The sequence below is a fragment of the Pseudomonas sp. 05N433 genome (assembly GCF_056396925.1).
Genome location: NZ_JBFTML010000042.1, coordinates 1 through 26,127, shown reverse-complemented (window position 1 = coordinate 26,127; position 26,127 = coordinate 1). Strand labels below are relative to the sequence as shown.

29 protein-coding genes and 1 pseudogene are annotated in these 26,127 nt (G+C 60.5%); 12 read left to right on the top strand and 18 right to left on the bottom strand.

Annotation, left to right across the window (positions count from 1 at the left end; translation table 11 throughout):
• Nucleotides 1–72 precede the first annotated feature (72 nt).
• The 4 genes from AC1DIS_RS21080 to AC1DIS_RS21065 all read right to left on the bottom strand — a co-directional run bounded on the left by AC1DIS_RS21080 (nt 73) and on the right by AC1DIS_RS21065 (nt 1,843).
• On the bottom strand, nt 73–282 hold the full coding sequence (locus AC1DIS_RS21080) for an SEC-C metal-binding domain-containing protein (protein WP_007906737.1): 210 nt from the start codon (nt 280–282) through the stop codon (nt 73–75).
• Nucleotides 283–287: 5 nt separating this feature from the next.
• Nucleotides 288–776, bottom strand: a complete 489-nt coding sequence (locus AC1DIS_RS21075; protein ID WP_477781057.1) for an LEA/WHy family protein — start codon at nt 774–776, stop codon at nt 288–290.
• Between the two features lie 88 nt (nt 777–864).
• Complete coding sequence (locus AC1DIS_RS21070; protein WP_018926923.1) at nt 865–1,341, bottom strand: YchJ family protein; 477 nt, start codon at nt 1,339–1,341, stop codon at nt 865–867.
• Between the two features lie 4 nt (nt 1,342–1,345).
• Complete coding sequence (locus tag AC1DIS_RS21065) at nt 1,346–1,843, bottom strand: DUF6231 family protein (protein WP_018926922.1); 498 nt, start codon at nt 1,841–1,843, stop codon at nt 1,346–1,348.
• 179 nt (nt 1,844–2,022) lie between these two features.
• Between AC1DIS_RS21065 and AC1DIS_RS21060 the strand changes: the two genes are divergently transcribed.
• The 4 genes from AC1DIS_RS21060 (at nt 2,023) to AC1DIS_RS21045 (ending at nt 4,714) form a co-directional block, all read left to right on the top strand.
• Nucleotides 2,023–2,718 carry a PA1041 family peptidoglycan-binding anchor lipoprotein gene (locus tag AC1DIS_RS21060; RefSeq protein WP_026286483.1) on the top strand — a complete coding sequence of 232 codons (696 nt, stop codon included), beginning with the start codon at nt 2,023–2,025 and terminating at the stop codon, nt 2,716–2,718.
• 90 nt (nt 2,719–2,808) lie between these two features.
• Entirely contained in the window at nt 2,809–3,522 is a 714-nt protein-coding gene (locus AC1DIS_RS21055; RefSeq protein WP_477743360.1) for a PA1041 family peptidoglycan-binding anchor lipoprotein, read from the top strand.
• 162 nt (nt 3,523–3,684) lie between these two features.
• Nucleotides 3,685–3,963, top strand: a complete 279-nt coding sequence (locus tag AC1DIS_RS21050) for a DUF1145 domain-containing protein (RefSeq protein WP_018926919.1) — start codon at nt 3,685–3,687, stop codon at nt 3,961–3,963.
• On the top strand, nt 3,956–4,714 hold the full coding sequence (locus tag AC1DIS_RS21045) for a collagen-like triple helix repeat-containing protein (RefSeq protein WP_064619944.1): 759 nt from the start codon (nt 3,956–3,958) through the stop codon (nt 4,712–4,714). The genes AC1DIS_RS21050 and AC1DIS_RS21045 overlap by 8 nt, the downstream gene beginning before the upstream one ends.
• A 163-nt stretch (nt 4,715–4,877) precedes the next feature.
• Here the strand turns inward: AC1DIS_RS21045 and AC1DIS_RS21040 are convergent, their stop codons facing one another.
• Nucleotides 4,878–5,342: a CopD family protein gene (locus AC1DIS_RS21040; protein WP_064619942.1), complete on the bottom strand. Its 465-nt coding sequence runs from the start codon at nt 5,340–5,342 to the stop codon at nt 4,878–4,880.
• A 99-nt stretch (nt 5,343–5,441) separates the two neighbouring features.
• Here AC1DIS_RS21040 and dinG point away from each other — a divergent pair, with 99 nt between their 5' ends.
• The 5 genes from dinG (at nt 5,442) to pdxH (ending at nt 13,382) form a co-directional block, all read left to right on the top strand.
• Nucleotides 5,442–7,586 carry an ATP-dependent DNA helicase DinG gene (gene dinG, locus AC1DIS_RS21035; RefSeq protein ID WP_007935913.1) on the top strand — a complete coding sequence of 715 codons (2,145 nt, stop codon included), beginning with the start codon at nt 5,442–5,444 and terminating at the stop codon, nt 7,584–7,586.
• Between the two features lie 96 nt (nt 7,587–7,682).
• Nucleotides 7,683–10,187 carry a beta-galactosidase gene (locus AC1DIS_RS21030; RefSeq protein ID WP_477743361.1) on the top strand — a complete coding sequence of 835 codons (2,505 nt, stop codon included), beginning with the start codon at nt 7,683–7,685 and terminating at the stop codon, nt 10,185–10,187.
• A 265-nt stretch (nt 10,188–10,452) separates the two neighbouring features.
• A complete protein-coding gene (locus tag AC1DIS_RS21025; protein ID WP_258612615.1) occupies nt 10,453–11,598 on the top strand; it encodes a serine hydrolase domain-containing protein in 1,146 nt (381 codons plus the stop codon).
• A gap of 113 nt (nt 11,599–11,711) precedes the next feature.
• Nucleotides 11,712–12,710: an OmpA family protein gene (locus AC1DIS_RS21020; protein ID WP_064619932.1), complete on the top strand. Its 999-nt coding sequence runs from the start codon at nt 11,712–11,714 to the stop codon at nt 12,708–12,710.
• Nucleotides 12,711–12,734: 24 nt separating this feature from the next.
• Nucleotides 12,735–13,382, top strand: coding sequence for a pyridoxamine 5'-phosphate oxidase (pdxH, locus tag AC1DIS_RS21015; protein ID WP_018926913.1), 648 nt, complete (start codon nt 12,735–12,737; stop codon nt 13,380–13,382).
• Nucleotides 13,383–13,387: 5 nt separating this feature from the next.
• On the opposite strand, the gene AC1DIS_RS21010 is transcribed toward pdxH, so the two are convergent.
• Nucleotides 13,388–13,624, bottom strand: a complete 237-nt coding sequence (locus AC1DIS_RS21010; RefSeq protein ID WP_064619929.1) for a hypothetical protein — start codon at nt 13,622–13,624, stop codon at nt 13,388–13,390.
• 168 nt (nt 13,625–13,792) lie between these two features.
• Here AC1DIS_RS21010 and AC1DIS_RS21005 point away from each other — a divergent pair, with 168 nt between their 5' ends.
• A complete protein-coding gene (locus tag AC1DIS_RS21005) occupies nt 13,793–14,257 on the top strand; it encodes an outer membrane lipoprotein (protein WP_018926911.1) in 465 nt (154 codons plus the stop codon).
• Nucleotides 14,258–14,340: 83 nt separating this feature from the next.
• Here the strand turns inward: AC1DIS_RS21005 and AC1DIS_RS21000 are convergent, their stop codons facing one another.
• The 3 genes from AC1DIS_RS21000 to nhaA form a co-directional block, all read right to left on the bottom strand.
• Nucleotides 14,341–14,577 carry a DUF7683 domain-containing protein gene (locus AC1DIS_RS21000; protein WP_018926910.1) on the bottom strand — a complete coding sequence of 79 codons (237 nt, stop codon included), beginning with the start codon at nt 14,575–14,577 and terminating at the stop codon, nt 14,341–14,343.
• Nucleotides 14,574–15,755: an S-type pyocin domain-containing protein gene (locus tag AC1DIS_RS20995; protein WP_477743362.1), complete on the bottom strand. Its 1,182-nt coding sequence runs from the start codon at nt 15,753–15,755 to the stop codon at nt 14,574–14,576. The genes AC1DIS_RS21000 and AC1DIS_RS20995 overlap by 4 nt, the downstream gene beginning before the upstream one ends.
• 121 nt (nt 15,756–15,876) lie before the next feature.
• Nucleotides 15,877–17,064 carry a Na+/H+ antiporter NhaA gene (gene nhaA / locus AC1DIS_RS20990; RefSeq protein ID WP_477781056.1) on the bottom strand — a complete coding sequence of 396 codons (1,188 nt, stop codon included), beginning with the start codon at nt 17,062–17,064 and terminating at the stop codon, nt 15,877–15,879.
• A 247-nt stretch (nt 17,065–17,311) separates the two neighbouring features.
• Between nhaA and AC1DIS_RS20985 the strand changes: the two genes are divergently transcribed.
• Nucleotides 17,312–18,409, top strand: a complete 1,098-nt coding sequence (locus AC1DIS_RS20985) for a PLP-dependent cysteine synthase family protein (RefSeq protein WP_477743415.1) — start codon at nt 17,312–17,314, stop codon at nt 18,407–18,409.
• Between the two features lie 45 nt (nt 18,410–18,454).
• Here the strand turns inward: AC1DIS_RS20985 and AC1DIS_RS20980 are convergent, their stop codons facing one another.
• The 3 genes from AC1DIS_RS20980 to AC1DIS_RS20970 all read right to left on the bottom strand — a co-directional run bounded on the left by AC1DIS_RS20980 (nt 18,455) and on the right by AC1DIS_RS20970 (nt 21,521).
• A complete protein-coding gene (locus AC1DIS_RS20980; protein ID WP_018926906.1) occupies nt 18,455–20,068 on the bottom strand; it encodes an NAD(P)/FAD-dependent oxidoreductase in 1,614 nt (537 codons plus the stop codon).
• Between the two features lie 95 nt (nt 20,069–20,163).
• Complete coding sequence (locus tag AC1DIS_RS20975; RefSeq protein WP_018926905.1) at nt 20,164–20,829, bottom strand: COG3650 family protein; 666 nt, start codon at nt 20,827–20,829, stop codon at nt 20,164–20,166.
• 92 nt (nt 20,830–20,921) lie between these two features.
• The gene (locus tag AC1DIS_RS20970) at nt 20,922–21,521 is read right to left on the bottom strand and encodes a short chain dehydrogenase (RefSeq protein WP_018926904.1); all 600 of its coding nucleotides are present in this window, start codon (nt 21,519–21,521) and stop codon (nt 20,922–20,924) included.
• 106 nt (nt 21,522–21,627) lie between these two features.
• Between AC1DIS_RS20970 and AC1DIS_RS20965 the strand changes: the two genes are divergently transcribed.
• Nucleotides 21,628–22,542 (top strand): LysR family transcriptional regulator, encoded by a 915-nt coding sequence (locus AC1DIS_RS20965; protein WP_019580939.1) that lies wholly within the window; start codon nt 21,628–21,630, stop codon nt 22,540–22,542.
• A gap of 41 nt (nt 22,543–22,583) precedes the next feature.
• Here AC1DIS_RS20965 and AC1DIS_RS20960 read toward each other — a convergent pair whose 3' ends face one another.
• The 6 genes and pseudogenes from AC1DIS_RS20960 to AC1DIS_RS20935 form a co-directional block, all read right to left on the bottom strand.
• Nucleotides 22,584–23,063 (bottom strand): DoxX family protein, encoded by a 480-nt coding sequence (locus tag AC1DIS_RS20960; protein ID WP_111455058.1) that lies wholly within the window; start codon nt 23,061–23,063, stop codon nt 22,584–22,586.
• A complete protein-coding gene (locus AC1DIS_RS20955; RefSeq protein ID WP_477743363.1) occupies nt 23,060–23,821 on the bottom strand; it encodes an HvfC/BufC N-terminal domain-containing protein in 762 nt (253 codons plus the stop codon). The genes AC1DIS_RS20960 and AC1DIS_RS20955 overlap by 4 nt, the downstream gene beginning before the upstream one ends.
• Nucleotides 23,818–24,672 carry an MNIO family bufferin maturase gene (gene bufB, locus AC1DIS_RS20950; protein WP_064619907.1) on the bottom strand — a complete coding sequence of 285 codons (855 nt, stop codon included), beginning with the start codon at nt 24,670–24,672 and terminating at the stop codon, nt 23,818–23,820. The genes AC1DIS_RS20955 and bufB overlap by 4 nt, the downstream gene beginning before the upstream one ends.
• A 26-nt stretch (nt 24,673–24,698) precedes the next feature.
• A complete protein-coding gene (locus tag AC1DIS_RS20945; RefSeq protein ID WP_018926899.1) occupies nt 24,699–25,004 on the bottom strand; it encodes a BufA1 family periplasmic bufferin-type metallophore in 306 nt (101 codons plus the stop codon).
• A 216-nt stretch (nt 25,005–25,220) separates the two neighbouring features.
• Nucleotides 25,221–25,913 carry an RES family NAD+ phosphorylase gene (locus tag AC1DIS_RS20940; RefSeq protein ID WP_026345678.1) on the bottom strand — a complete coding sequence of 231 codons (693 nt, stop codon included), beginning with the start codon at nt 25,911–25,913 and terminating at the stop codon, nt 25,221–25,223.
• Nucleotides 25,907–26,127 (bottom strand): annotated as a pseudogene (locus tag AC1DIS_RS20935) (hypothetical protein); the annotation flags it as partial. The gene AC1DIS_RS20940 and the pseudogene AC1DIS_RS20935, both read right to left, overlap by 7 nt.

Below are 26,127 nucleotides of genomic sequence, written 5' to 3'. Positions count from 1 at the left end.
CTTTTCGCGGGCAAGCCTCGCTCCTACAGGGATTTGCGATTCAACAGGCGAAGAAGTTATTCGCCCGAATCCTCAAGCCCCGTGGCACTTCTTGAATTTCTTGCCGTTGCCGCAGGGGCAAGGGTCGTTGCGACCGACGTCTTTCAGGGCGTTGCGCACCGGTTCCTGGTGGGCGTGGCCGCAGTTTGGGCCGTGGACATGGCCATGGTCGTGATCATGGTGGTCGTGATGGTCATGATCGTGGTTGCAGTCAGGGCCATGGACGTGGGGTTGCTGGGTCATCGGGGTCACTCCGGAATTAAATCGGCGGCGATTATCACGCCATTGCGCGCCAGGTGCACGTAGTGCGCGATGAATAAACCGGTTTCAAGTGTGCCTTCCAGACGATAGGGAATCGGTTGCTCGGGTTTTTTCAGCAGTTTCACCACATCCCGAACCCTGGGCCACAGGTTGGTTCGGATCGGCACCTTGAAGTAGGCACTGTGCTTGGGGCCGACGGTGAACCAATGTTCGTGCTCGCCWTCGGTCAGCAGGACGTCCCCCAGATGAATGCGATATTCCAGGGCGCGCACCGTCAGGTCTTCGTCATTGGGGTTGTCGACGCGAAAATGCAGCAGGAATTTCTGCTCCAGCAACTTGGCCCGGACCACCTCGACCTTGACCAGATGCACTTGCGGGTCTGGCAAGTCGTTGCTGAACCATGAGGCGCAGCCGCCGACTCCTGAAAACAGAAGCAGCAAAGTGAACAGATAGAGCGCGAATCGTCCGGTGATCATGGTCGTGTTTCTCCCTTTGTAGCAGCTGCCTCGCTGTAGCAGCTGCTACGGCCGAACGCAGCTTTCGGCAGCTGCTACAGGGGGCACCTCAAGCGCCGAAATAACTCGCGCAGCACTTCTTGAACTTCTGCCCGCTGGCGCACGGGCACGCATCGTTGCGCCCGGCCTTGAGCGGCACCGTAGGGTCGATGAAGTACCAGCGGCCGGCGTTCTGCACGAATGACGAACGTTCGCGGTGGCTGTGTTCGCCGCTGCCGTCGTGCCAGCGAGCGGTGAAGGTGACGAAGGCGTGCTCCGGCTGGCCGCCGAAGACCTCGGCGCCTTCCACTTCCAGGCCCAGCCAGGTGCTCTGGGCGCTCCAGTCGCTGATCGACTGGCGATCCAGGCCGGCCTGTTGCGCGGGCAGGGTGGTGGCCACCAGATAGTCGACCAGCCCCAGCACATAGGCGCTGTAGCGCGAACGCATCAGGACTTCGGCGCTGGGGGCCGGATGGCCGGCATGGTAATGACCGCAGCAGGCATCGAGCAGCGTGCCGCTGCCGCAAGGGCAAATGGATGTACTCATTGCGTTACCACCAGTATTTCCCGAAGTTTTCCGGATTGGCCCAGAAGCGTGAGTTGAGCCAGTCGGGTACCTGTTTGTAGTCAAGCAGATCGTAGGTAAACAACGTCAACACTTGATCGTCGCGCTGGAAGCGTTCGCTGGCTTGCAGGGCCAGGGAGAAAAAATCCGTCTCCTGCCAACCGCTGGCGGGCAAGTCGGCCAACACCGCAATGCGACTGGCATTGAGGTTGCGTATCCCGCCGAGCAGATTCAGGCCGTCGCGCTTGGGTAAGTGTTCGAGGCAATCGACCACCAGCGCCAGATCAAACCGCTGCGCCGCCAGTTCGGCCGGCAATGCTCCGGGTGCGGCAAAAGCCACGATGCTATCCGGGTGCGCGAGTTTGAATGCCTCGAGCGCGGGGAACTCACTGGCGCCAATCAGCAACAGACGCGTCGGGGCGTAACGATCAAGCAATGCGGCCAACGCCTGCTGGGGCGTGCGCGAAGAAATACTTGCAGTCATCGAAGATCCTCAATCAGAACGCCAAGATTAACGTGTCTTGTCGAGCGTGTTTAAGCAAAAAGCGCCGATCTTCCGTGAACATAAGGCAAAACAGCAATGGCCTATTGCTGGCGGAGATTAAAAGTCCGGTCTTTACTCCTTGAAATCGGTTATTAGCCGATCCCTCAGGAGAAAACTAGATGAGCATAGTTCGGACAGCATTACCTTTGGTTCTGCTAACCAGTGTGTTAACTGGTTGCGCAGGTTTGCAGAAAACCGACTGGCCGACCTGTGCGGCGGTCGGTGGTGTCGTCGGTGCAGGGCTCGGTGCGACAGAGAGCTCTTCATGGGCGGGGTATGGCGCGCTGCTGGTCGGCGGCACGGCAGCGGCTTATTGCTGGGTGCATGGCGATGGCGACGAAGACGGCGATGGTGTGCCGGACAGCCGCGACAAGTGCCCTCACACACCGAGAGGTGTGCGAGTCGATGCCGACGGCTGTCCTCCACCCGCGCCTGCGCCGGTGGTCGAAGAGAAGGCGGTGGTCAAGGAAGAAGTCATCGTTATCCGTGATGTTCACTTCCAGTTCGACTCGTCCAAGCTCACTCCTTCCGATAAAGAGGTACTCAACACCGTTGCTACGCGCCTGAAACAGGAGCCCGCCAGCGCCCGGTTGACCGTGACCGGTCATACCGACAGCGTCGGCAGCGATAAATACAACCAGAAACTGTCGGACAAACGCGCCCATTCGGTGGTGGAGTACCTGATTTCCCAAGGCGTGCCACGCAGCAGTTTCGTGTCTGTGACCGGTGCCGGTGAAAGCCAGCCGGTGGCCGATAACAAAACCGCTGAAGGCCGTGCGCTGAACCGGCGTACGGAAATCAAAATCGACCGCTAACCCCCTTGTATTCCGCGGCTTGTGCAGTCGCGGATGCGGGTCTTTACTCCTGTGTGACCGGTATGGGCCGGTGACACAGGAGCATTCACAATGAGCGTTCTCACAAGGACCGTCTTGCCGGTTCTACTGCTTGGTAGTCTTCTGACCGGCTGCGCGACTCACAGCGATGGCACCGCCCCCTTGAATCAACGTACCTGGCCGATCTGCAGTGTCATTGGCGGACTGGTTGGCGGCGGTCTGGGCGCGATCGAAAGTGGCGGTTGGGCGGCAGGTGGAGCGGCGCTCGGTATCTTGACCGGTGGCTTGGTCTGTTACGCCCAGGATGGCGACGAGGACGGTGATGGTGTTTTCGATCGACGCGATCGTTGCCCCGATACGCCTGCCAATACACCTGTCGATCATCACGGTTGCCCGCTACCGCAATATCCGGCCAGCGTAAAACCTGCTGAACCGCCGGTATCCGAAGTCATCACGCTGAGCAGTAATGTGTTGTTCGCGTACAACAAATCCGACCTGACGCCCGAGGCACGCAGCGAGCTGGATTCGTTGATGCCCAAATTGCAGAGTGCCGATGTGGTGAGCGTCAAGGTCGTCGGCCATACCGACAGTCAGGGTTCGGACGCCTATAACCAGCAGCTGTCGGAACGTCGTGCCAGCAGCGTGGCGGCCTACCTGTTGAGCCGGGGGCTGGCGCCGAACAAACTCACCAGCGAAGGACGGGGTGAAACCCAGCCGGTGGCTGACAATGATACGGAAGAAGGGCGGGCAAAAAACCGTCGTGTGGAGTTGCACATCAATCGCTAGGCTCCGTGATCAAGAGGCCCGTGATAGAGCCGTCGGATGGCCGTCAAGGTTGACCCGGCGGCCATTCGATGCCTTTCGGAAGAATTTTCCGTTGCCCTCTGGCTTATCCCGCGTGTAAGCCGTTATGGTGCGTGCAAATAATAATTCTCGACGGGGGAGCGTATGAAGGTGTTTTGGGGGCTGGGGAAGTTGTTGACCCTGCTGTTCTGGTTGGTGGTGCTGGTCAATCTGCTCATACCGTTTGTTCGTCCACTGCACCTGTTGGTCGATCTGGCTGGCAGCCTGTTGGCGCTGGCTCATCTTCTGGAGCTGGTGTTCTGCAATCGCAGCCTCAAAGGTCGAGCCCACCCCTGGCGTGATCGCCTGAAGATTGTCTTTTTCGGCGTTTTCCACCTGCAAACCATTCCGGCCCCGGCCACTGCGAAGGCTTCCCATGCGTAAACTCTGTCTGCTCGCCGCACTCATCAGCCCATTGGCCTGCGCTCAGGTGGTGAGTGTTGAAACCAACTCGCTGATGCGCTTGCCCAACACCGCCAGCTCCCTGCAACTGGAACGACTGGAAGTCGCCGATTACGGCACCTTGCTGATTCCCTCGAACGTGACCGAAGTGACGGTCGGCGAGCTGCACCTGGGACGCGAAGCGCGGATCGCCATTGTGCCGAGCGAACAGGCTCTGGCGTTGAAGGTCAGCCGGGCCGAGTTGGCCGAAGGCAGCCAGATCACCGCGCGGGGCGCCCCCGGGACTTATCTCAAGGCTGCCCGCTCCGGGCGCAATCTGAATTTGCAGATCAAAGCGCTGAAGGCGCCGCAATTGTCGGTAGACGCTCGCGGTGGCGCGGGCGCCCCGGGTTTTGTCGGTCTTGACGGGGCCAACGGCCAAGCACCGGGTTGCACCTGGGGCCAGGCCGGTCGCGGCTTCGATGGCAGTGACGGCAGCGACGGCCAACCCGGTGCGCCGGGGGCGCTGGTTCGACTGGAAGTGCCGCGTGACTATCCGGCGGAGCAGATCAAGGTCGAGGTGGCGGGCGGAGTCGGTGGCGCGGCCGGACCGGGTGGCAAACCGGGGGCGGGCGGCAAGGCCAAGGGCTGCATTGTCTATAAAGCCGATGGCGGCAAGAGCGGTCGCCCCGGTGCCGATGGCCAGCCTGGGCCTGCCGGGGCGGCAGGCTCGGTGAGCATTCAGCGGTTGTAAGAACGACCGAGAACCCCTGTGGCGAAGGAGCTTGCTCCCGCTGGGTCGCGAAGCGGCCCCAAAGCCGGCGACCCTGTTCTTTCAGAACGTGCGCAGTGATCGATTACGACTGCTACGCAGCCGAGCGGGAGCAAGCTCCCTCGCCACAGAGACTATGCATTGCTCAGAACATCGGCCGAGCCGCAGCAATCGCCACCAGCACCAACCCGACCATCAGGTTAATCCCTACCAACCGGCGAATCTTGCCCAGCGTCGCCGCGCCCGTCGGCCAATCCTCAGCCGCCACCGCCGTGCGCAGTTCCGGCAGCAGCAACGCCTGAATCCGGATAAACAACGCGGTCATCACCACATACAATCCCATCATCGCCTGCACATACCGCGGTGCCGCTTCAAACCCGGTGAACTGCAAATGAATCATGCCCACACCGCTGATCGGCAAAAGCACCACCGCGACCCAGACCCAGCGGAAAAAACCTTGAAACACTTCCACCCACAGCTTCAACCGGGCAGGGCCTTCCAGCGCCTTCATCGCAGCGGGGCGAAGGACCATCCAGGCGAAAAACATGCCGCCGACCCAGACCAGGGCGGCCAGGACATGCAGGGTATAAACGATGCCAAAAGGTGTCATTGGGGTACTCCGTTCTGCGCGGGATTAATTAGCGGGGTATGATAGCGGCCGATCCGAACCACTGAAAATTTATCCAGCGTTTTTTGCGCCCGACAATCAATGATCAGCACTGAACTCAAAACCACGATCCAGGGCGCCTACTCGCGTTTTCTCGAAGCCAAGAGCCTCAAGCCACGCTACGGCCAACGCCTGATGATCGCCGAAATCGCCAAAGTCCTCGGTGACATCGACACCGACGACGAAGGCCGGCGCAGTGGCGACCCCGCGATTGTCGCGGTGGAAGCCGGCACCGGTACCGGCAAAACCGTGGCCTACAGCCTGGCAGCGATCCCCGCCGCCAAGGCCGCTGGCAAGCGTCTGGTGATCGCCACGGCCACCGTGGCCCTGCAAGAACAGATCGTCTACAAGGATTTGCCCGACCTGATGCGCAATAGCGGGCTGAATTTCAGCTTCGCCCTGGCCAAGGGGCGGGGGCGCTACATGTGCCTGTCCAAGCTCGACATGTTGCTCCAGGAAGGTCACGCGCAAACCGCTACCGCACAGCTGTTCGAAGAAGAAGGCTTCAAGATCGAGGTCGATGAGGCCAGTCAGAAGCTGTTCACCAGCATGATCGAGAAACTTGCCGGCAATAAGTGGGACGGCGACCGCGACAGTTGGTCCACCGCGCTCGAAGACGCCGACTGGGCGCGCCTGACCACCGATCACAGCCAGTGCACCAACCGCCATTGCCCCAACTTCGGCCAGTGCGCCTTCTACAAGGCCCGCGAAGGCATGGGCAAGGTCGACGTGATCGTCACCAACCACGACATGGTCCTGGCCGACCTGGCCCTGGGCGGCGGCGCGGTTCTGCCGGACCCGCGCGACACAATCTACGTGTTCGACGAAGGTCATCACCTGCCGGACAAGGCCATCGGCCACTTCGCCCATTACACACGCTTGCGCTCCACCGCCGACTGGCTGGAGACCACCGCCAAGAACCTCACCAAATTGCTCGCCCAACACCCGCTGCCGGGGGATCTGGGCAAGTTGATCGAACAGGTGCCGGAACTGGCCCGGGAGATCAAGACCCAGCAGCAGTTCATGTTCAGTGCCTGTGAGCAAGTCGCCGACTTCAAGCCCGGCGAAGACGTCGAAGGTCGCGAGCGGCCGCGTCACCGTTTCGTCGGCGGGGTGATTCCCGAACATATGCGTGAGATGGGCATCGAGTTGAAGAAGGGCTTTGCCCGACTGACCGACCTGTTCACCCGGCTTACCGAACTGCTCAAGGAAGGCATGGACGGCGAGGTCAACATTGGCATCGCCAGCAACCAGGCCGAAGAGTGGTATCCGCTGTTCGGCAGCCTGTTGTCGCGCTCTTCGGGAAACTGGGAGTTGTGGACCGCCTTCACCGTCGAAGACCCGGAAGATAACCCGCCCATGGCCCGTTGGCTGACGCTGGCCGAAAGCGGTTCGCTGTTCGACATCGAGGTCAATGCCAGCCCGATCCTCGCGGCGGAAATGCTCCGGCGCAACTTGTGGAACGTGGCTTACGGGGCGCTGGTGACCTCGGCGACCCTGACCGCTCTCGGCACCTTCGACCGTTTCCGCATGCGCGCCGGCCTGCCGAAAACCGCCGTGACCGCCGTGGTCCCGAGCCCGTTCCATCATGCCGACGCCGGCGTATTACGGGTGCCGGACCTGAAAGCCGACCCGCGCGATGCACCGGCCCATACGGCGGCGATCATTCGCGACTTGCCGGAACTGGTCGAGGGCTCCCGTGGCACCCTGGTGCTGTTCTCCTCGCGCAAACAGATGCAGGACGTGTTCGACGGGCTGGATCGCGACTGGCGCAAGCAAGTGTTCATTCAAGGCAACCTGTCGAAGCAGGAAACCCTGAACAAGCACAAGGCGCGGGTCGATGGCGGGGATTCCAGCGTGCTGTTCGGCCTGGCGAGCTTTGCCGAAGGCGTGGATTTGCCCGGTGCCTACTGCGAGCACGTGGTGATCGCCAAGATCCCGTTCTCGGTGCCCGACGATCCGGTCGAAGCCGCGCTGGCTGAGTGGATCGAAGCCCGTGGCGGCAATCCGTTCATGGAAATCTCCGTGCCGGACGCCTCGTTGAAACTGGTCCAGGCCTGCGGTCGCCTGCTGCGAACCGAAGAAGACCGCGGCACCATCACCTTGCTTGACCGTCGTTTGGTCACACAGCGCTACGGCAAAGCTATTCTCAATGCGTTGCCGCCATTTCGTCGTGAAATTTCCTGATGCGCCGGTGGGCAAATTTGCCCACCGCGTTGTCTACCTCACTGCCACTGCCTTTCCACTGGCCCATTGATGGTCGTTAGGGAGAACCACGTTCTTATGATTCGCCGTTCGTTGCCCGCCGTTTTTGCCTTGATGTTCGCAGCCCCTTTGCTGGCGGCCCCCGCCGGCCAGCAGACGCTGTTCAACTTTGTGCGTCCCGCCGACGTGGTTCAGGTGGCGACCCAGGACGCCAGCCTGCCGCAATCCAATGCGGAGCAAACGGCCGAAGGTGAAGTGTTGCGTCGCGTGACCTTCAACCCGGCTGCCCAGACGACCTTGCGCCTGACACCGCAGACCGGTGCCTGGGACTGGTCGCAGTCGGGCGTCATGAGCCTGCGGATCCAGAGCGCGATGAACTGGGCCGTGACCTTGTACGTGAAAATCCAGAGTAACGACGGCAAGACTCTGGTCAGCCGTGTCGATCTGCCGGCCGGCCCGGCGCAGACCTTACTGGTACCGCTGCAGCCGAGTTCACCGCTGAGCCAGGGCATGAAAGCCGGCCCGCCGATGCCGATCAATTTCGAAGGGCAGCGTGTATTGCTGGCCAGCAGTACCGGTGAGCTGGACCGTAGCCAGGTGGTGTCGGTGACCTTGTCGATGGATCAGCCGAAAGTCGCCCAAAGCATTCTGCTCGAGCGCTTCGGCGTGCAGGACGGCGAGGCCGTGACCAAAGCCGCTTATGGCGGCCTGGTGGACGCTTACGGTCAATCGACCCGGGCCAAATGGCCGGAGAAGATCAGCAGCGACGAACAACTGAAATCCTCCGCTGGCAAAGAGCAGCAACAACTGAAAACCTGGCTGGCGGAGCGCGAGAAGGCGCCTCTGGACAAGTTCGGCGGCTTGAACAAAGGCCCAGAGTTCAAGGCCAGCGGCTTTTTCCGCACCGAAAAGCGTGATGGCCGCTGGTACCTGGTGACTCCGGAAGGGCATCCGTTCTATTCCCTCGGCGTCAACACCGTGACCCCGAGCGTCAACCAGACCTACGTCGCCGGGCGCGAGTGGATGTTCGAGTCCCTGCCTAAACCCGACGAACCCTTGGCCAGTCACTATGGCGAAGGCGATAACCGTGGCGGCAACGGTGTTGATCAGGGCCGAGCCTACAACGCCGGTCGTTGGTACGATTTTTATGGCGCCAACCTGCAGCGGCTGTACGGCAAACCTTGCGCACCGGGCGGAGACATTAAGGCTGGTGTTGCCGAAGCAGCCAAGGCCGAGGCGGTAGAGGCGACGGCTGAAAAGGCCGCCGAGCAATCAGCCGCGCCTGCGCCTACCGAGTCTGGAGCCGGTGTTGCCGAGGCGGCCAAGACCGGGGCTGTTGAAGCGACGGTCGAAAAGGCGGCCGCCGAACCCTGCAAAGTAACTGTCGACGAACAACGCTGGGCCAGTCATACCCTCGATCGCCTGCAAGCCTGGGGGTTCAACACCCTCGGCAACTGGAGCGCACCGGTGTTGGGTAACGCTGACCGTGTGCCGTACACCTTGCCGCTATCGATCGTCGGCGATTACGCCAGCATCAGCACTGGCACCGATTGGTGGGGCGGCATGCCTGACCCGTTCGATCCGCGTTTCGCCATGGCCACCGAACGCGCCGTGGCCATCGCCGCTCGCGACCATCGCGACGATCCGTGGCTGATCGGTTACTTCGCCGACAACGAACTGGCCTGGGCCGGTCCCGGCGATGACCCGAAGGCCCGCTATGCGCTGGCCTACGGCACCTTGAAAATGACCACCGACGTGCCGGCCAAACGCGCCTTCCTCAAGCAACTGCGCGACAAGTACCGCAACCAGGCGGGGTTGTCGAAAGCCTGGGGCATTGATCTGCCTGCCTGGGAGTTGATGGAAGACCCAGGCTTCGTGCCGCCGGAGCCGAGCGCCGAACACCCGGAAATCGAAGCCGACTTCAAATACTTCCAGAAGGTCTTCGCCGACACCTACTTCAAGACCGTTTCCGATTCGCTCAAATGGCACGCGCCGAACCAGTTGTTGCTGGGTGGTCGCTTTGCCGTCAGTTCCCCGGAGGCAGTCGAGTCCTGTGCACAATACTGCGACGTGTTGAGCTTCAACATGTACACCCTGCAACCCCAGGACGGTTACGACTTCGCCAAACTGCGCAGTCTGGACAAACCGGTGCTGATCACCGAATTCAACTTCGGCTCGGCAGATCGGGGCCCGTTCTGGGGTGGCGTGACGCAATTGGCGAAGGAGGAAGACCGCGGCACGGCTTACGCTCACTTCCTCAAACAGGCAATGAGCGAACCGTCGATTGTCGGGGTGCACTGGTTCCAGTACCTCGACCAGCCGGTGACCGGTCGTCTGCTGGATGGCGAGAACGGGCACTTCGGTCTGGTGGGTATTACTGATTTGCCGTTCCAAGGCTTTGTCGACAGTGTGCGTAAAAGCAATGTGCAGATCATCGATCAGCTTGGCAAAGAGGCGGAGAAGGCCAGCGCTGAGGCGGATAAAGCCAGTCACGATGTCGAGGGTGGCAGGAAGGGCGAGGCAGGCAAAGGCCCGGGCAAGGGCGCAGGGCATGCGGGTGGGCATTCGGGCAATGGCCATTGATTCCTGATACACCTGTGGCGAGGGGGCTTGCCCCCGTTGGGCCGCGAAGCGGCCCCCATGCCTACAGATGCACCGCAAATACAGGTTTTTGCGACCGCTTCGCAGTCGAACGGGGGCAAGCCCCCCTCGTCACGGGGATCGCATCGTTGATGTCTGCGGCATTTCCATAACCGGGCGACCATCCGACCCGATCCTGTTCCCAAATCCCTCAAGGGCTGGAACAATGCGGGCCACTTTGTAGAGCGTTTATCCGGGAGAGTTGCGGGTGCAGATTCAGGGTCATTACGAGCTTAAGTTCGAAGCGGTGCGTGAAGCGTTTGCAGCGCTGTTCGACGATCCTCAGGAACGCGGCGCGGCGTTGTGCATCCGGATCGGTGGTGAAACCGTCCTCGACCTTTGGGCCGGTACCGCCGACAAGGACGGCCATGAGGCTTGGCACAGCGATACCATCGCCAACCTGTTCTCCTGCACCAAAACCTTCACCGCCGTGACGGCGCTGCAATTGGTGGCTGAAGGCAAGCTGCAACTCGATGCCCCGGTCGCCCGCTACTGGCCCGAATTTGCCGCCGCCGGTAAAGAATCCGTGACGCTGCGCCACTTGCTCTGCCATCAGGCGGGTCTGCCGGCCTTGCGCGAGTTGCTGCCTCCTGAGGCACTTTACGACTGGCAGACCATGGTCAATGCTTTGGCCGCCGAAGCACCCTGGTGGACGCCGGGCCAAGGTCACGGTTATGCGGCAATCACCTATGGCTGGCTGATCGGTGAATTGCTGCGGCGCGCCGACGGTCGTGGGCCGGGCGAGTCCATCGTGGCGCGGGTTGCCAAGCCCTTGGGGCTGGATTTCCACGTCGGCCTGGCCGATTCAGAGTTCCATCGCGTGGCGCACATCGCCCGCAGCAAGGGCAACGTCGGCGATGTCGCGGCCCAGCGCTTGCTGCAGGTGACCATGCGCGAACCGACGGCCATGACCACTCGGGCCTTCACCAACCCGCCGTCGATCATGACCAGCACCAACAAACCGGAATGGCGGCGCATGCAGCAGCCGGCCGCCAATGGCCACGGCAACGCCCGCAGCCTGGCCGGTTTCTACGCCGGACTGCTCGATGGCAGCCTGCTGGAAAGCGAAATGCTCGACGAGCTGACCCGCGAACACAGCGTTGGCGAAGACAAGACTTTATTGACCCAGACCCGCTTCGGTCTGGGTTGCATGCTCGATCAACCGGACGTACCCAACGCCACCTACGGCCTCGGCCCACGGGCGTTCGGTCACCCGGGTGCTGGCGGCTCCATCGGTTTTGCTGATCCGGAACATGATGTGGCCTTCGGTTTTGTGACAAATACGCTGGGGCCGTACGTCTTGATGGATCCACGAGCGCAAAAGCTTGTGCGAGTACTGGCCACTTGTCTGTAAATCACGCTTAAGGGGGCCAGGGCTGGAACCCGAAAGCCTTTGTGGTTTCAAAGCGTCTGTTTAGCCGGGGGCGCCCCGGCTGACTTTTCATTACCTCATTTTGTGGATACCCAATGTCGTCCAATAAAACCCTCGCCCTGGCCCTGTGCTTCGCTATCACCGGTTGTGCACAAACCCCACAAAATGATGCCGCAGGTGGCAGCAGTTGGTGGCCGTTCGGTTCATCCGACAAGGTCGCGACTAAAGAACCCGCCCCGTCCCCGTCCCCGGCACCCCTGAAACCAGCTGCCGCAGTACCCGTCGCCAAGGCTGAAGCCGATGCCGGAGGCAAATGGTGGTGGCCGTTCGGCGGTAAGGAGCAGAGCACCAGCACTGCCAAAGCAGCCGTGCCGATGCCCGATCCGAAAATCACCCAAGCCTGGCTTGACGACTATGAGCCGCGCCTGCGCGAGGCGGTCAAGGGCAGCAACCTGCAACTCGAGCGCCGTGAAAATGTGCTGGTCGTCACGGCTCCGGTGGAAGGCTCGTTCAACCCGGACCGCCCGGCCATGCTGCTGCCGGTGACCCTCGCTCCGTTCACCCGTGTCGCGAAAATCCTCGAAGCCGATCCAAAGACTGCCGTGCTGGTACTCGGCCACAGTGATACGTCGGGTGCCGCACCGGCCAACGTGAAACTGAGCCAGGAACGCGCCCAGGCGGTGGCAGCGATCTTCCGTCTCAGCGGTCTGCAGCGTGATCGCCTGATGTTGCGCGGCATGGGCGGTGACGCACCGCGCGCCGCCAACGACAGTGCTGAAGGTCGCGCCTTGAACCGTCGCGTCGAGCTGTTGTTGACGCCGCAAGACACCATGGCCGCGCTGCTGAGCAAGTACAATATGCCGGCTCCGGCACCGGTAACCAAAGTCGTCGCGCAAGACGTCAAGCCAGTGGCCAAGCCTGTGACCCCGGAACCGGCTGCGAAAAAAACCGCTGCCTCGTCGAAGAAAAAGGCACCGGCCAAGAAAGCGGCCGCCAAGGCTCCAGCCAAAAAGGCACCCGCGAAAAAGACCGCTCCGGCTAAAGCCGCTGTCGATTCGAAGAGCGCCACCGCCACCGATGCCACAAAGCAGTGATTCATTAACCAAAAGGAATGCGCCATGACCCGGCCCTTGGCAGATATGCGTCGCGATTACACCCGAGATGGCTTGACCGAGGCGCAAGCCCCGGCCGAGCCGTTCGCACTGTTCCATCAGTGGTTTGCCGATGCGGTGAAAACCGAGCAGGTACCGGTGGAGGCGAATGCCATGACGTTGGCCACCGTCGATCAGGACGGTCGGCCGCATTGCCGCATTCTGCTGCTCAAGGGCCTGGACGAGCAGGGCTTCACCTTCTTCACCAACTACGAGAGCGACAAGGGGCAGCAATTGGCAGCCAATCCATTTGCAGCCATGACGTTCTTCTGGCCGGCCCTGGAGCGCCAGGTGCGCATCGAAGGGCGGGTGGTGAAGGTCACGCCTGAAGAGTCCGACGCCTACTACCAGGTTCGCCCTCTGGGCAGTCGTCTCGGTGCCTGGGCGTCGCCCCAGAGCCGGGTGATCGCCGATCGCGGCGAACTGGAGGCGCTGCTCAAGGACACGGAGCAGCGTTTCAGCGATAGCCAGCCGCACTGCCCCGAACACTGGGGCGGTTATCGTTTGCTACCGGAGCGCATCGAATTCTGGCAGGGCCGTCCGAGCCGTCTGCACGATCGCCTCAACTACCGCTTGCAGGGTGCTGACTGGGTGCGTGAGCGCCTGGCCCCGTAAACGGTCTACCGATCGGGATACCCTGCCGCAGCGGCCTCTAGCCACTGTGGCAGGTCCCGACGCTTGATCTTCTGCGCTTGAGCGTTCGCCAGTTGCTGGAGCATGAAGGCTCTTTTTTGTTCGTCTTTACCCGCCAGTGACAACGCCAGATCGCGGTCCCCCCAGCGTTTTATCCGCACGTACAACCACCAATGGAAGTACAAACCGGCGATGGTCGTGACGACAATGATGAAGTAATCCATGATATTCCTTGGGTCAGCGGCGCAGATTTCGTAATGTGACGCTACTGTATGGTGAGTTCGCAAAGTGCCTGTACCAGGCCTGAATGAAACCAATTTTATCCGGGCGATGCCGTGACAGGCGTCAAGCTGCGGGTTTTAATGGATACCTGTCCTATGGAGTTTGATGCTATGCGTAAGTCTGTTTTGCTGGTTGCTTCCTTTTCCACGATGGCGATGTTGCTCTCCGGTTGCCAATCGAGCCTGACCGGTGACTCCTACTCCCGTGACGAAGCGCGTCGCGTGCAGACGATTCGCATGGGCACCATCGAATCCCTGCGTCCGGTGAAAATCGAAGGCACCAAGACCCCGATCGGCAGCGCTGCGGGCGCAGTCGTGGGTGGCGTCGGCGGTAGCGCCGTCGGCGGTGGTCGCGGCAGCATCGTTGCAGCGGTCATCGGCGCTGTAGCGGGTGGCCTGGTGGGGTCGGCTGCCGAAGAAGGCCTGACCCGCACTCAAGGCGTCGAAATCACCGTGCGCGAAGACGATGGCAGCATGCGCGCCTACGTGCAGGAAGTTCAGCCAAACGAAGTGTTCCGTGTGGGGGAGCGTGTGCGGATTTCCACTGTGGGTGGGACCAGCCGCGTTTCGCACTAAGCGGGAATGTAGGGTAAAAGAAAACCCCGATCAGGTGAGCTGGTCGGGGTTTTCTTTTGGGCTGTGGAGTTGAACCAGAGCATTTACTTGCTTGCATAACAACCGAGCTGAAAATCGTATTGTGGATCGTAAAATGATCGACCGACTAATGTTTCCAGTTTTGTTATCTGCTGGGAATCAAGGTCATAGCCATAGATTTCTTCTTCAGCCTCAGTCCAACTCATTATCGCCCTCAGCTGTGCAATGCCGTCTGCCGGGACAGGCACTTCGAATACCAGCGCTTCTGTTTCTTTATCAAAAGCATAAATTACGTGGTTCACGGTTCTATCCTTCTTTTCGGATCCGCCGGCTTGTTTTGATTACCTGTTTCAGCGTCAAACTCACCCAGATGGCGACCTCGTTTGTCATACATTTCTACTGCTCCATGCTGATAATCCCATTCTAGAATTCGCCCTTCAGCCGTTCTCCAGCGCATTCGGGTGCCTCTACCTTTGACCCGAGTCTTCTGTTTTGCCGGTGTGGCATCAGGAAAAGCGGTAAGCCCGTTTGGCGCCGGATGATATTTGTGGTCCGCAACACTCACCACAATATAAACCGGCAACACCCCCGAATCCGCCGGAAACACAAGAATGAAATCCTTGTACTCCGGCGGATAAACCGGATTCACGATGATGCTGTCAGCCGCCTTCGTCGGCGGGTAAACCCAGATGTGCGGCGCTTGTGGCGCAGCTTCCAAAGCGGGGATGCCGAGGGTGCTTGAACCGTTCTCGGCCGGCATCCAGATCAGCTCAATGCCGTCCCCGAGATCAGCCACCTGCTGACTGCCGCGCAAGGTGAACTGCACGACATCGACCATCTCCCAGTCACGGTTTTTACCAGTGTAAAAACCGTATCCCTTGAGACTGCCGTCAGCCTGTTGCTCGACTCTGAGGCGAACGCGAGTGCGGGCCTGTTTGAGTGATCGCAATTGATCTTCGGTGTAGAGCGAGCTGTCGCCAAGGCTCGACGGCATGACCAGGGCCACCAGACCTGCCAGGGTGGCCGCAGCGGTGCTGACTGCGACGGCGGGTAATGCGGCGAACGCTGGGCCACTCAGKGCGAAGCTGCCGAAACCCACCGGAATGGCCGTACCACTGATTTTCTTCAGCGGCACGACACCGCTTTCATCGGCCTCGCGAGCGCCGAGCAGAACCAGTTCGCCGTAGTCTTTCAGGCTGTCGGTCGGAACAACGCCGGAGGGATTCGTGTAGTCGATGATTGCATCGGGCAGTTTGCAGGACTTGGCGAACACGCATCCCGCGCGGGCAACGTCGTCTTTTTTCGTCGGGACCAGAACGCTGTCTTCGAAGGCCTGCTGCCTTGCGAGCATGGCGTCGTGGGCGTTTTGTCTGGCATCACGCTCGGCCAATTCGGTGGCCGTCATGAATCGGTGAGTGACGTGATGCCCGTCACCTGACGGTGGGTTTTGTACCCGGGGGATGTCCTTGTGGCCAGCCACTGATTGTCCTTTCGCTCGTCCATCGGCAACCCCCAAAGAGGGGGCTGCGCGACGTTAACGAACGTGGCTAATCGTGACTGTAGGACGAATCCTCAATGTTGCTAAGAGTGTTCTCTATCGTTCAGGAAGGCAGCGCAGCACTCTTGCGGCTCGCCGCCGCCGTCACCGCATAACCGATCAATGCCGCCAGGATCGAGCCGGTCAGAATACCCATGCGGTCCATCCCGGCATATTCACTGGCGCCCGGCACGAAGGCCAGGGAACCGACGAACAGGCTCATGGTGAAGCCGATGCCGCAAAGGATCGCCACCCCCAAAATCTGGCCCCAGTTGGCGCCTTGGGGCAGGGCGGCGATGCCGATTTTTACCGCCAGCCAGGTCAGGCCGAAGACACCGACGGTCTTGCCCAACAGCAGGCCGACGGCGATGCCCATCGGTACATGATGGGTGAAGCTTTCGACGGTCACGCCGCTCAGGGACAAGCCAGCGTTGGCGAAGGCAAACAGCGGCAGGATGCCGTAGGCCACCCACGGATGCAGGGCATGCTCCAGGGTCAGCAGCGGCGAAGGCTCGGCGTTTTTCGTGCGCAGTGGAATGCAGAAGGCCAGGGTCACACCCGCCAGCGTCGCGTGCACGCCACTCTTGAGTACGCAGACCCAAAGGATCAGCCCGATGATCATGTACGGCCCGAGTTTCACCACACCAAGTCGGTTCATTCCGATCAAGGCCGCGATGCAGGCCGCGGCCAGCGCCAGGGACAGGGTCGACAGAGCGCCGGAATAGAAGATCGCAATGATGATGATTGCGCCAAGGTCATCGATGATCGCCAGGGTCATCAGGAACAGTTTCAGCGACACTGRCACGCGTTTACCCAGCAGGGCCAGCACGCCAAGGGCGAAGGCAATGTCGGTAGCCGTCGGGATGGCCCAGCCGCTCAGGGCGGACGGGTTATCGCGGTTGAGGAACCAGTAGATCAGCGCCGGCACCACCATGCCGCCAATTGCGGCCGCGCCGGGCAGGACGATCTGCGACGGTTTCGACAGTTGGCCGTCGAGGACTTCGCGCTTCACTTCCAGGCCGATCAACAGAAAGAACAGGGCCATCAGGCCGTCGTTGATCCACAGCAGCAATGGCTTGGCGATTTTCAGCGCGCCGATCTGAGCCACCACGGGGGTGTCCAGCAGGCCGTTATAGAGCCACGACAGCGATGAATTGTTGATGATCAGGGCCAGGACAGCTGCGGCGATCAATAGCAGACCGCTGGCAGCTTCCAACTGAAAGAAACGCGTGAACGTGCTACGCAGAGGCAAGGTCGCTCTCCATCGATGAATTCAAAAGGTGGCACACCCTAACCCGTACCGTTGGTTGTTAAAACAAAAGTTATATTCTTTTTTGTTATATACCGTTACAACGTGCCCGGTCAGCAAAGGCCTGAGCCTAGCAGTTGCCGGACGTATTGAACCCCAGCTGTATCTGTGCGTGATGTAGGTTTTTTCCTAAGCTTGTGGACTGAGCCTTGCGACAAGGCCGACTCTTGCCTGATTCAACGAGAAAACCATCATGAGCGACAACCGACAGTGGGCCCGCGAAGCCATCCGGATCATCGAAGCCGACTTCCAGCGCAGCGCTGATACTCACCTGATCCCCTTGCCGCTGCCGGGGTTGCCGGGCATCGAGTTGTACTTCAAGGATGAGTCGAGCCATCCCACCGGCAGCCTGAAACATCGGTTGGCCCGCTCATTGTTCCTCTATGCACTGTGTAACGGCTGGCTCAAACCCGGTGCGCCGGTGATTGAAGCGTCCAGCGGTTCGACGGCGATTTCCGAGGCGTACTTCGCCCGGCTGCTGGGTTTGCCGTTCATTGCGGTGATGCCCGCGAGCACGTCCAAGGAAAAGATCGCGCAAATCGCTTTCTACGGTGGCAAGAGCCATCTGGTGGACGATCCGACGCAGATTTACGCTGAGTCCGAGCGCCTGGCTCACGAACACGACGGGCATTTCATCGACCAGTTCACCTACGCCGAACGCGCCACCGACTGGCGAGCGAACAACAACATCGCCGAATCGATCTTCCATCAGATGCGCTTCGAGCAGCACCCGGAACCGAGCTGGCTGATTTCCAGCCCTGGCACCGGTGGCACCACCGCGACGCTGGGCCGTTACGTGCGCTATCGCCAGCATTGCACCCGTGTGCTGTGCGCCGATGCCGAGCGTTCGGTGTTTTTCGATTACTACAAGACCGGCGACGCCAGCCTGCGCCTCGATCACGGGTCACGGATTGAAGGCATTGGACGGCCGCGTGTCGAGGCGTCGTTCCTGCCCAAAGTCATCGACGCGATGGTCAAGGTGCCGGACGCCTTGTCACTGGCAGCCATGCATTACCTGGCACAACGTTTGGGGCGACGGGTGGGTGGTTCGAGCGGGACCAACCTGATCGGCGCCTTGATGGCGGCCCAGCAGATGGCGACGGCGGGGGAGTCGGGGTCGATCGTGGCGATTCTGTGCGATGGCGGCGAGCGCTATGCCGACACCTATTACGATCAGGCCTGGCTGAAGGCCCAGGGGTATGAGTTGAGTAGTCTGATGGATGCCGTGGCGGCCAGCGTTGAGCGCGGAGAGCCGCTGCCGGCCAGCGTGTTGCGCGCCAATATCTGAGATATTTGATCGTTCCCACGCTCTGCGTGGGAACGATCATCTGGGTCAGGCTTCTAGGCCAAGGATATCCCGGGCAACCGCTTCAGCAATCCGAATCCCGTCTACACCCGCCGACAGAATCCCGCCCGCATAACCCGCGCCTTCACCCGCCGGGAACAAACCCTTCACGTTCAGGCTCTGCATCGACTCGTTACGGGTAATGCGCAGCGGCGATGAGGTGCGCGTCTCGATCCCGGTCAACACGGCGTCGTGCAGCGAGTAACCACGAATCTGCTTCTCGAATGCCGGCAAGGCTTCGCGAATCGCTTCGATGGCGAACGCCGGCAGGGCCAGGGCCAAATCACCCAAGGCAACGCCCGGTTTGTAGGACGGCTCGACGCTGCCCAATTCGGTGGACGGCTTGCCGGCAATGAAGTCGCCGACCAGTTGCGCCGGTGCTTCGTAGTTGCTGCCGCCCAGCACAAAGGCGTGGGATTCCAGGCGTTCCTGCAACTCGATGCCGGCCAGTGGGCCGCCCGGATAATCGACTTCCGGGGTGATGCCGACGACGATCCCGGAGTTGGCGTTGCGCTCGTTACGCGAGTATTGGCTCATGCCGTTGGTGACCACGCGGTTCGGCTCGGAGGTCGCCGCCACTACGGTGCCGCCCGGGCACATGCAGAAGCTGTAGACCGATCGACCGTTCTTGGCGTGGTGCACCAGTTTGTAGTCGGCAGCGCCGAGTTTCGGGTGGCCGGCGTATTTGCCAAGGCGCGCGCGGTCGATCAGCGACTGCGGGTGTTCGATGCGGAACCCCACCGAGAACGGCTTGGCTTCCATGTACACACCACGGCCGTGCAGCATGCGGAAGGTGTCCCGGGCGCTGTGGCCGAGGGCCAGAATCACGTGCTTCGAATGGATCTGTTCGCCGCCATGGAGTTCGACGCCCACCAGTTGGCCGTCGTCGATCAGCACATCGGTAACCCGCTGCTGGAAGCGCACTTCGCCGCCCAGGGCGCGAATCTGCTCACGCATGTTTTCCACCACACCGGTCAGACGGAACGTCCCGATGTGCGGCTTGCTGACGTAGAGGATTTCTTCCGGCGCACCGGCCTTGACGAACTCATGCAGAACCTTGCGACCGAGGAATTTCGGGTCCTTGATCTGGCTGTAGAGCTTGCCGTCGGAGAATGTCCCCGCGCCACCTTCACCGAACTGCACGTTGGATTCGGGGTTGAGCACACTTTTACGCCACAGGCCCCAGGTGTCTTTGGTGCGCTGGCGCACTTCGGTACCGCGTTCGAGGATGATCGGCTTGAAGCCCATCTGCGCCAGCACCAGGCCGGCGAAGATCCCGCACGGGCCGAAGCCGACCACGATCGGACGCTGGCTCAGGTCGGCCGGCGCCTGGCCGACCACTTTGTAGCTGACATCCGGCGCCACGTTGACGTTACGGTCATCGGCGAACGTGCGCAGCACCGCCGCCTCATCGCGAACGTTGAGGTCGATGGTGTAGATGAAACACAGTTCGGAGGACTTTTTGCGCGCATCGTAACTGCGCTTGAACAAGGTGAAGTCGAGCAGGTCATCACTGGCGATGCCCAGGCGCTGCACGATGGCAGGGCGCAGGTCTTCTTCGGGATGGTCGATCGGCAACTTGAGTTCGGTGATTCGTAACATGGCGGGATCCGGTTCGCGGGGCGCACAACTGCGCCAAGGCGTTTGAAGCCCGCGATTATAAGCCTCAAAGGATGATTCCCGTGAGGCTAAAACGATCAGTCGTTACGCGATCCGCCAAAATACCCGCAGCCGCGTTGCACCTGGCCGTCGATACGCAACTCGGCGCTCATGTGCTGCACGCTGCCGGTGCTGCTGTCGACGCAACGTCGCGGCGCGACCCAGAGCTCGATGCGCTGATTATTGGCTTCGGTACTGAGGTTGAAGCGGCCATCGCCCAGTTGTTCTTCAACGTACGGCAGGGCCAGGGGCGGCTGACCAGCGCGGTCGACGATCATGCCCTTGCCACTGACCTTGACGTTCCACTCCGGGCCATGGCCGGCGGCGCGCAGGATCAGCTGCTTGAAATTGGGATCGTCGCACGCCGTGCCCGAGCGCTCGACGCGGTACAGCTGCGTAAGGTCGAGTTGGCTGTCAGCACCACTGGCAACGATCCGGCCGCGCACATCGGCGAACAGCTTGCCCTGATCATCGGCCAGGGTCGCGGCCTCTTGCAGGATGCTGGTGCCACCGATGTCATTGACCACGAAACTGCGCTGCTCATTACACGGCTGGAACAGCAGCTTGCCGTCGGCCGCCGTCAATTGGCCCTGCATGCGGGTCTGGCCCACATGGGAAGCACTTTGCCGTGGGCCATCGAGCAGTTGGCAAGCGGCGAACAACGGAAGCAGGGCAACAAGTACCAGGGAACGGGCAACACGCATCTTTGAGTCTCCAGACAAGTGTCGCCACGTTACTCAGCCTGACCGTTCATCACAACCCTGCGATGTTCTCGGTTGCCTCTACGGGGGGCGGTTTAACCGACGCGATAGGTCTGGCCGGTCTGCAGGCCTTCCACGCTTTTGGCGTAGGCCAGCGCCACCTCGGCGGCGGGAACCGGTTTGAAACCACGGAAGTACGGCGCATAGCTCCCCATGGCTTCGACCAGCACGTTCGGGCTGACCGAGTTGATGCGCAGACCGCGTGGCAGTTCGATCGCCGCCGCACGGACGAAGGCGTCGAGGGCGCCGTTGACCAGGGACGCGGAGCTGCCGGTACGAATCGGATCGTGGCTGAGGATGCCGGTGGTGAAGGTGAAAGACGCACCGTCATTGGCGAATTCCCGGCCGATCAGCAGCAGATTGACCTGGCCCATCAGCTTGTCCCGCAAGCCGAGTTCGAAGTCTTGTGCGGTCATGGTGGCCAGCGGCACGAAGTTGACACTGCCGGCGGCGCAGATCAGTGCATCGAAGTTGCCGGTCTGTTCGAACAGTTTGCGGATCGAGGCGCTGTCACTGATGTCGACCTGGAAATCACCGCTTTTACGGCCGATACGGACGATTTTGTGGCGCTGGGACAGTTCATGGTCAATGGCCGAACCGACGGTGCCGGAGGCGCCAATCAACAGAATTTTCATCGTGTAGTTCCTCAAGTGGGTTGGATTTAAAGTTAAGTCTAGTGTGGTTTTTTTTATAAATAAGCGTGCTAATGGGCAACCTTTGGTTTTCAAATGGAAACAATCCATGAGTGAAATGGACGATCTGGCGGCGTTCGCGGTATTGATTGAGGCGGGCAGTTTCACCCTGGCCGCCCAACAACTGGGTTGCAGCAAGGGGCAACTCTCCAAGCGCATCAGCCTGCTGGAAACGCGCTTTGGCGTGGTGTTGCTGCAACGCACCACACGTCGCTTGAGCCTGACGGCGGCGGGTGCGGCGTTGTTGCCGCAAGCCCAGGCGCTGGTGGTGCAAGTGGAGCGTGCGCGTCAGGCGTTGGCGCGGCTGAAAGACGACATGGCCGGCCCGGTGCGGATGACGGTGCCGGTTTCACTGGGGGAAACGTTCTTTGATGGCGCACTGCTGGAGTTTTCCCGGCAGTACCCCGAGGTGCAGATCGAGCTGGAGCTCAACAACCACTACCGCGACTTGTCCCGGGACGGGTTTGACTTGGCGATCCGCTCGGAAGTGGCCAACGACGAACGCCTGGTCGCCCGACCGCTGCTGGCCTGGCACGAAATGACCTGTGCCAGCCCCGCATATCTTGAGCGATTCGGTGAGCCGCTGACGCCTCAGGCACTGGCCGAACACCGCTGCCTGCTCAACAGCCATTACAGCGGTCGCGAAGAATGGCTCTATCACCAACAGCACGAATTAACGCGGGTGCGTGTGTCGGGTCCGTTCGCCAGCAACCATTACAACCTCTTGAAGAAAGCTGCACTGACCGGTGCGGGCATTGCGCGTTTGCCGTCGTATCTGTTGCAAGAGGAATTGGCTGATGGACGTTTACGCTGGCTCCTGCGTGATTATCAAACCCGCAGCATGCCGATGTATCTGGTGCATCCGTATCAGGGCGGGTTGCCGAAGCGTACCCAAGTGCTGGCGGACTATTTGATCGGTTGGTTCAAGCGCAGTGGTGAGGCGTTGGATCGGCTTCAACGATAACGTCTCACCACACAACCTTTATGGGAGTTCTGAGGTTGGTATCAGCGGGCGTAACGCCGGGCAATCAGGTGATCGATCGACAACTTGCCAGGTCCAGTCGCCATCAAGTACAGCAACACCGCCGCCCAGGTGCCGTGGGTCGGATACGCATCGGGGTACACGAACAGTTGAATGGTCAGGGTCATACCCAGCAGCGCCAGGGCCGAAAAGCGTGTGGCGAAGCCGATCAGGATCAGAATCGGAAAGAAATGCTCGGCGAAGGCCGCCAGGTGCGCCGCCAGTTCCGGGGAGAGCAACGGCAGGTGATATTCGCTCTGGAATAACGGAATGGTCGAGTCCGCCAGCCTTGGCACACCGAGTTCAAAGGTGCCGTCGATCAAGTCGATGGCCAAGCCTTCCACCTTGGTTTGCCCGGACTTCCAGAACACCGCGGCAATGGAAAAACGCGCGATAAAGGCGATCAGGCTGTGGGGGATTTTTTCCAGCAGCGTGATGGCGCGGGTAATGGGGTTTGTGTTCATGGCGATACCTGGTTGTGGTGTAAATGAGTGATGGCGTTGTGGCTGATCAGCAGCGCCAGGGTTTGGCTGAGATCGAAGGCCGGCGCGTTTTCCAGCGCTTGGCTCAGGGGCTGGCCGAGTCGCAGGCTCTGAATGAAGATTCTGGCGCCGTGGTCGATGGCGAAGACCTCAACCTCCAGTTCGTTACGCAGCACCAGCGCGTTTTGCCCGTGGCCGAGGTCGATCCCGGCCAGCGTCGCGTCCTGTTGATGCGCCGCCCAGATTGCGACCACGGCGAAGGCTGAAGTCAGCAGATTGAGGGAGGGATGAAGCCCAAGCGTCAGCTCGCTCAGTGCCTGTGGGTCCGACAGCACGGCGGCGATTTGCTCATGGCCCAAAGGCTGCGCATCAGCGGCGTGATAGGCCTGAACGCGCAAGCGCTCCAGCCGCGCCACATCGGCCAGATAAGGCACGCTGGCTGCCGGTTCAAAACTGTCAATGAACTCGGCGAAGTCCTTGCCGTAGTCGTTGATGAGCGGGCTTTGCGGTGGGCAACTTTGCACATACAACCCTGCCATCGCCCGGAAAAACTCATCACCGACCAACTGCATAACCACCGGATAGCTGTCGGCCAAGGCGTTGATCAGCGAGCTCTGCACATTGTTGCGATACACCGCGAAACGGCTGGCCGGATCGGTACCGTTGGCACTGAACACGCCCTCGGGGCAGGGCCGTTGCGGATCGAGCAGGGCGGCGGAAAAAGCGGCTTGAGTGCTCATGGCCGGCTCCCTGCGCGGTGCAGCAACTCATCGGCATGACGGGCTTCGGCGTGCAACACACTGAAGGCCGGTAACCGGTTGTCGCGTTCGATCAACGTGGCGATCGGGCCGACCCGCTCCAGCACCTGCGAGTACAGCGCCCACACCGCGTTATCGACGGGCGCACCGTGATCGTCGATCAGTAGTCGGTCACCAAGGCTGTCGGTGTCTTCGGCAAACCCCGCCAGATGAATCTCTCCCACAGCGTGCAGTGGCAGGGCGTCGATGTAGGCCCGCGGATCTCTTTGGTGATTGATGCAGGAGACGTAAACGTTGTTGACGTCCAGCAGCAGGCCGCAGCCGGTGCGGCGAATGACTTCACTGATGAAGTCGGCTTCATCGATTGTCGAGTTTTGGAACGCCAGGTATGTCGCCGGGTTTTCCAGCAGCATCGGGCGTTTGAGGGTGTTCTGTACCTGATCGATGTGCTCGCAGACACGGTTCAGCGTCGGCGCGTCGTAGGCCAGGGGCAGCAGGTCATTGAGAAACACCGGGCCATGGCTGGACCAGGCCAGGTGTTCGGAAAAGGAGTGGGGTTGATAGCGCTCGATCAGCGCGGCCAGCCTTTGCAGGTGCTGACCATCCAGCGGACCTTCGGCACCGATGGACAGGCCAACACCGTGCAGCGACAGCGGATACTGCTCGCGGATCAATCCCAGAAAATGATGAAACGGGCCGCCGGCCACCATGTAGTTTTCGGCGTGGACTTCGAAGAAACCGATGTCCGGTTGTGCACCGAGCACTTCACGAAAGTGCTCGGTCTTGAGCCCCAGCCCGGAGCGGGGCGGGAGCCCGGAGAATGAATGGTTCATGGTCGACACTCTGGCTGGGGGGCTGATTACGACTTGGCTTTGTAGGCTTCCATCTGGCCGAAGCCGGTTGGCGAGGTCTTGCTCATTGTGGTGGCGCAGGTGCCCTTGGGGACGAGCTTCCAGGCGTTGGCCTGGTAGTCGGTTTTGGCGGTGCCAGCGCAAGTGGTGCCAGCACCAGCGGCGCAATCGTTATGACCTTTCATGGCCACGCCGAAGCATTTTTCCATGTTGGCGTCAGCGGCATGGGCCGTGGAGACAGCGGCGATGCTCAGGGCAGAACCAAGTGCCAGAACCAGGGCGGTGGCGGACAGGGTGCGGGTGGTAGCAGTCATGATGTTTCTCCGAAATTGAGCTTGGTATGGCAAGCGTTTGTGCTTGCTTACCGCTCTAGAGAAACGACAGGGCGGGGTGTTACAGCTGACTGCAGATTTTTTTCAAAAATCCTCAAAACACCATCAATCCCCTGTGGGAGGGCGCGCGATAGCGTCATGACATTTAGCCTTGATGCTGACTGACAACGGATTCGTGCTATCGCGCCGATAAGACAGTCATGCAATGCTGATTTTATTAACGCTAGTGATCTGACCGTTCCAGATCATCTCGTAGTGGGCTGTTTGAATGACTGATGAGACTGGTCTGGGAGTCATCAGCGCCCAGCAGTAGTTGCCATGCATACGCACGGAGTTGTATCGCAGGCCAAGGCCCCCTGCATCCTTGACTGCCTTACCCAAGCGATGTGAGTGCGTGTAGTCGACGGGATCGTAGATAGGATCGTGCATCGGAATGGATACGGCATCCCTCATTGCTTCGTCAACGAAAGTGCAGGATAACCCCCGGAAAACAAACCTCTCGTAATTGAGACTCTGGACATTCGACCAATACTGATTTTGGTGATGCTGTACCTCAGCCAGAGCAGTTTCCATCGAGGCAGCCAAGTACAACACGCCGAAACTGCCATCGCTGAAACGCGAGCCAGTTGGGTTGACGTGGGTGAAAGGGGCTGTCGCATAAGAGCATCCAGGGATGCCAAAGGGAATTTCCGCACGCGGTATCAGCTCAAGCCGACCTACCTCATTTTGCAGCCTCGGATTTGTGAGGGCCTGTATCTGATACAGAACATCAAATTCGTTCGCGTCCGCCACGTCGTCAAACAACGCAATGGGCGGAAACTTTGAATTGATCAATCGGTAGGCCTGCAACTGCTCACCGGCCAATACTGGCAACTGGCTCACCATTACCATTGTGCGCCTCGCAGCACGTCGATCCGCCGAAACGTCTCGTACAAGGAAATCATATCCCCCTGGGACATGATTTCGAGCGGGGTACGCCCGTTGAAGAACTCGTTTTCGTTCGCCATCGTCGGAAAACCATAGACGTTCTCAGGGTTATCAAAGACAAGACGCAGAGCGGCATGGATGTTGAGAATAAAACTGATGCGCTGCATCTGGTCTGAAT

Bases quoted from the DNA above. Each gene is read 5' to 3' on its own strand.
- dinG (WP_007935913.1), top strand. From the start codon at position 5,442: ATGATCAGCACTGAACTCAAAACCACGATCCAGGGCGCCTACTCGCGT.
- AC1DIS_RS21030 (WP_477743361.1), top strand. From the start codon at position 7,683: ATGATTCGCCGTTCGTTGCCCGCCGTTTTTGCCTTGATGTTCGCAGCC.
- AC1DIS_RS21020 (WP_064619932.1), top strand. From the start codon at position 11,712: ATGTCGTCCAATAAAACCCTCGCCCTGGCCCTGTGCTTCGCTATCACC.
- AC1DIS_RS20980 (WP_018926906.1), bottom strand. From the start codon at position 20,068: ATGTTACGAATCACCGAACTCAAGTTGCCGATCGACCATCCCGAAGAA.
- AC1DIS_RS21050 (WP_018926919.1), top strand. From the start codon at position 3,685: ATGAAGGTGTTTTGGGGGCTGGGGAAGTTGTTGACCCTGCTGTTCTGG.
- AC1DIS_RS21010 (WP_064619929.1), bottom strand. From the start codon at position 13,624: ATGGATTACTTCATCATTGTCGTCACGACCATCGCCGGTTTGTACTTC.
- AC1DIS_RS21045 (WP_064619944.1), top strand. From the start codon at position 3,956: ATGCGTAAACTCTGTCTGCTCGCCGCACTCATCAGCCCATTGGCCTGC.
- AC1DIS_RS20960 (WP_111455058.1), bottom strand. From the start codon at position 23,063: ATGAACACAAACCCCATTACCCGCGCCATCACGCTGCTGGAAAAAATC.
- bufB (WP_064619907.1), bottom strand. From the start codon at position 24,672: ATGAACCATTCATTCTCCGGGCTCCCGCCCCGCTCCGGGCTGGGGCTC.
- AC1DIS_RS21060 (WP_026286483.1), top strand. From the start codon at position 2,023: ATGAGCATAGTTCGGACAGCATTACCTTTGGTTCTGCTAACCAGTGTG.
- AC1DIS_RS20955 (WP_477743363.1), bottom strand. From the start codon at position 23,821: ATGAGCACTCAAGCCGCTTTTTCCGCCGCCCTGCTCGATCCGCAACGG.
- AC1DIS_RS21080 (WP_007906737.1), bottom strand. From the start codon at position 282: ATGACCCAGCAACCCCACGTCCATGGCCCTGACTGCAACCACGATCAT.
- AC1DIS_RS20970 (WP_018926904.1), bottom strand. From the start codon at position 21,521: ATGAAAATTCTGTTGATTGGCGCCTCCGGCACCGTCGGTTCGGCCATT.
- AC1DIS_RS21065 (WP_018926922.1), bottom strand. From the start codon at position 1,843: ATGACTGCAAGTATTTCTTCGCGCACGCCCCAGCAGGCGTTGGCCGCA.
- AC1DIS_RS21070 (WP_018926923.1), bottom strand. From the start codon at position 1,341: ATGAGTACATCCATTTGCCCTTGCGGCAGCGGCACGCTGCTCGATGCC.
- AC1DIS_RS21040 (WP_064619942.1), bottom strand. From the start codon at position 5,342: ATGACACCTTTTGGCATCGTTTATACCCTGCATGTCCTGGCCGCCCTG.
- AC1DIS_RS20940 (WP_026345678.1), bottom strand. From the start codon at position 25,913: ATGGTAATGGTGAGCCAGTTGCCAGTATTGGCCGGTGAGCAGTTGCAG.
- AC1DIS_RS20975 (WP_018926905.1), bottom strand. From the start codon at position 20,829: ATGCGTGTTGCCCGTTCCCTGGTACTTGTTGCCCTGCTTCCGTTGTTC.
- AC1DIS_RS21005 (WP_018926911.1), top strand. From the start codon at position 13,793: ATGCGTAAGTCTGTTTTGCTGGTTGCTTCCTTTTCCACGATGGCGATG.
- pdxH (WP_018926913.1), top strand. From the start codon at position 12,735: ATGACCCGGCCCTTGGCAGATATGCGTCGCGATTACACCCGAGATGGC.
- AC1DIS_RS20965 (WP_019580939.1), top strand. From the start codon at position 21,628: ATGAGTGAAATGGACGATCTGGCGGCGTTCGCGGTATTGATTGAGGCG.
- AC1DIS_RS20945 (WP_018926899.1), bottom strand. From the start codon at position 25,004: ATGACTGCTACCACCCGCACCCTGTCCGCCACCGCCCTGGTTCTGGCA.
- AC1DIS_RS21055 (WP_477743360.1), top strand. From the start codon at position 2,809: ATGAGCGTTCTCACAAGGACCGTCTTGCCGGTTCTACTGCTTGGTAGT.